The sequence below is a fragment of the Streptomyces sp. MBT65 genome (assembly GCF_016612545.1).
Lineage (GTDB): Bacteria > Actinomycetota > Actinomycetes > Streptomycetales > Streptomycetaceae > Streptomyces.
This window is the reverse complement of record NZ_JAENRY010000498.1, coordinates 1-3,416: the sequence shown is the minus strand read 5'-3', so window position 1 is coordinate 3,416 and position 3,416 is coordinate 1. Positions and strand designations below refer to the sequence as shown.

4 protein-coding genes are annotated in these 3,416 nt (G+C 69.5%); 3 read left to right on the top strand and 1 reads right to left on the bottom strand.

Annotated elements, in window-relative coordinates:
* The coding region (locus JHN63_RS49095) for an MFS transporter (protein WP_200691626.1) at window positions 1–1,289 on the top strand (1,289 nt) is incomplete at its 5' end.
* A 70-nt stretch (window positions 1,290–1,359) separates the two neighbouring features.
* On the opposite strand, the gene JHN63_RS49090 is transcribed toward JHN63_RS49095, so the two are convergent.
* Window positions 1,360–1,590 (bottom strand): hypothetical protein, encoded by a 231-nt coding sequence (locus JHN63_RS49090; protein ID WP_200691625.1) that lies wholly within the window; start codon window positions 1,588–1,590, stop codon window positions 1,360–1,362.
* Between the two features lie 58 nt (window positions 1,591–1,648).
* Here JHN63_RS49090 and map point away from each other — a divergent pair, with 58 nt between their 5' ends.
* On the top strand, window positions 1,649–2,506 hold the full coding sequence (map, locus tag JHN63_RS49085; RefSeq protein ID WP_200691624.1) for a type I methionyl aminopeptidase: 858 nt from the start codon (window positions 1,649–1,651) through the stop codon (window positions 2,504–2,506).
* A gap of 114 nt (window positions 2,507–2,620) precedes the next feature.
* Window positions 2,621–3,268, top strand: coding sequence for a heme oxygenase (biliverdin-producing) (locus JHN63_RS49080; protein WP_200691623.1), 648 nt, complete (start codon window positions 2,621–2,623; stop codon window positions 3,266–3,268).
* The last annotated feature ends 148 nt before the right edge of the window (window positions 3,269–3,416 follow it).

Genomic DNA, 3,416 nt, shown 5'->3' with positions numbered 1-3,416 from the left:
TCCGCGCCCTCCTCCCCGATCTCGCCCCCTGGCACGCCTCCGCCGACTTCCGCAGGCTCTGGCTCGCGGGGCTGGTCTCGAACTTCGGGAGTTTCCTGACGTTCGTCGCGGTCCCGGTGCAGCTCAAGGAACTCACCGGCTCCGCGGCCGCGGTGGGCGCGATCGGCGCCGTAGAACTGGTGCCCCTCATCGTGTTCGGGCTCTACGGCGGTGCGCTCGCCGACGCGTGGGACAAGCGGAAGCTGATCGTGTGGACCGAGGTCGGGCTCGGTGTGCTGTGCGGGGCGCTGCTGTTCAACTCGCTGCTGCCGGCGCCCGCCGTATGGCCGCTGTATGTGATCGCGGCGCTGACCTCGGTGCTCGGTTCGGTCCAGCGGCCGGCGCTGGACTCGCTGTGGCCGCGGATCGTGGCGCACGAGCACATGACGGCCGCGTCCGCGCTCAACTCGCTGCGCTGGACGGTCGGCGGGGTCACCGGCCCGGCGGTGGCGGGCGTGGTCGTGGCGTTCGCGGGGCTGCCCTACGCGTTCGCGGCGGACACGCTGACGTACGCGATATCGGTGGTCCTGATCTTCCGTATCGCCGCCTCCCCCGGCGCCCACGAGGCGCAAAAGCCCTCGCTGCGGTCGATCGCGGAGGGCGCGCGGTACGCGTGGAGCCGCAAGGAGCTGCTCGGTACGTACGCGATCGACCTCGCGGCGATGTTCTTCGCGATGCCGCTGGCGGTGCTGCCGTTCCTCGCGGACGATCTGCACGCCGAGTGGGCGCTGGGGCTGATGTACTCGACGGTCCCGGCGGGTGCCCTGCTGGTGAGCGTGACCAGCGGCTGGACCTCGCGGATCCACCGGCACGGGCGGATGGTGGTGCTGGCCGCCGCGCTGTGGGGCGCGGCGATCGCCTGCGCGGGCGCGGTGGGCAACGTATGGCTGGTGCTGCTGTTCCTGACCCTCGCGGGCGGCTGCGACATGGTCAGCGGCATCTTCCGCGGGGTGATGTGGAACCAGACGATCCCGGACGAGCTGCGCGGCCGGCTCGCCGGGATCGAGCTGCTGTCCTACTCGGTGGGCCCGCAGCTGGGTCAGGTCCGGTCCGGTGGCATGGCCGCGCTGGCCGGGGTGCGGACGTCGGTGTGGGCGGGCGGGCTGATGTGCGTGGGCGCGGTGGGGCTGCTGGCCGCGGGACTGCCGAAGCTGATGTCGTACGACGCGAGGACGGACGAGCACGCGCTACGGCTGAAGGCGCGGCGGGCGGCGGGTACGGCCACGGACACGACTCCGGCCGAGGTCTGATCAGTCGTTTCCGGTGCCGCTGGGAAGGCCGGCGATCAGCCGTTCCCGGCGCCGCATCGGAGGCCGGCGATCAGTCGTCCTCGGCACTCCCCTTGGTGGCGTCGTGCCACTTGGGGTCGGTCTCCCACTCGAGGTTGCGCTCGCGGGCCGTCTCCATCGCGTGCTCGGCCTCCGCGCGGGTGGCGTACGGCCCGAAGCGGTCCTTGGCGGGGCACTCCGGCCCCTCCTCGACCTTCTTGTGCTCGAGGCAGTAGTACCACTCGCCGGGCTTCCCGACCGTGCGCTTCTTGAACAGGGCCATCAAGGGCTCCTTTCCCTACGGCCATGTTCCCCCATGTCCGCTGGTTAGACTCGCTGGTATGTCTGGCCAGTCGCTGCTCGTACCAGGGGAGCTCTCCCCCACCCGTCCCGTGCCCGGAAACATCCGTCGCCCCGAGTACGTCGGCAGGCCCGCGCCGACCCCGTACACCGGGCCGGAGGTGCAGACCCCCGAGACGATCGAGGCGATGCGGATCGCCGGGCGGATCGCCGCGCGGGCGATGGCGGAGGCCGCGAAGATCATCTCGCCGGGGGTGACCACGGACGAGATCGACAAGGTGGCGCACGAGTACATGTGCGACCACGGCGCCTATCCGTCCACGCTCGGCTACCGCGGCTTCCCCAAGTCCCTGTGCACCTCGCTCAACGAGGTGATCTGCCACGGCATTCCGGACTCCACGGTGCTGCGCGACGGCGACATCATCAACCTCGATGTGACGGCGTACATCGGCGGGGTGCACGGCGACAACAACGCTACGTACCTGGTGGGTGACGTCGACGAGGAGAGCCGGCTGCTGGTCGAGCGCACGCGCGAGTCCCTGGACCGGGCGATCAAGGCGGTCAGGCCCGGCCGCCAGATCAACATCATCGGCCGGGTCATCGAGTCATACGCCAAGCGCTTCGGGTACGGCGTGGTCCGGGACTTCACCGGCCACGGCATCAACTCGTCCTTCCACTCCGGCCTGATCGTCCCGCACTACGACAGCCCGCACGCGACGACGGTCATCCAGCCCGGGATGACGTTCACGATCGAGCCGATGCTGACGCTGGGGACGTACGAGTACGACATGTGGGACGACGGGTGGACGGTCGTCACGAAGGACCGGAAGCGGACGGCGCAGTTCGAGCACACGTTGGTGGTGACGGAGACGGGGGCGGAGGTTCTCACCCTCCCGTAAGGATCACGGCGGCTCGTTCCCTCGGGGAGCGGGCCGTTTTCCTTGTACGCTTTTACCGACAGGATGTCGGCAACCTGTTGACTTAGGTAAGCCTTACCTTAAAGGATAGGGCCCATGGACTCCTTCTCGACAGTCATCCGCACCGCGTCCCACGAACAGCATGTGGAGGCCGAGACCTCCACCTTCATGAGCGATCTGCTCGGCGGGCGGCTGGGCGTGGACGCGTACGCCCGGTACACCGAGCAACTGTGGTTCGTCTACGAGGCGTTGGAGACCGGAGCCGAGCGGCTGGCGGCGGATCCGGTGGCCGGGGCGTTCATCCAGGCGGAGTTGTTCCGGCTGCCGGCGCTGGAGCGGGACCTTGAGCATCTGCGGGGTGCGGACTGGCGTTCCGGGCTGACCGCGCTGCCCGCGACGCGCGCCTACGCGGACCGGGTGCGGGAGTGCGCGGAGGAGTGGCCGGCCGGGTACATCGCCCATCACTACACGCGTTACCTCGGGGATCTCTCCGGTGGGCAGATCATCCGGGACAGGGCGGAGCGGACGTGGGGTTTCGCGCGGAAGGGGGACGGGGTGCGGTTCTATGTGTTCGAGGGGGTCGGGAACCCGGCGGCGTTCAAGCGGGGGTACCGGGAGTTGCTGGACGGGGTTCAGGTCGATGATCTGGAGAAGCAGCGGGTTGTGGCCGAGTGCAAGAAGGCGTTCGCCTTGAACACCGGGGTGTTCCGGGCGCTGGGTGACGAATTCCCGCTGTCTGCCTGAGCGCTTGCCTGCGGGAGCGTTGCTGGGGGCTGCCGCCCCCAGACCCCCGCTTCGGCCCTGAAGGGGCCTCGTCCTCAAACGCCGGACGGGCTGAGAATCCAGCCCCTCCGGCGTTTGAGGAGCGGGGTCTGGGGCGGAGCCCCAGAAG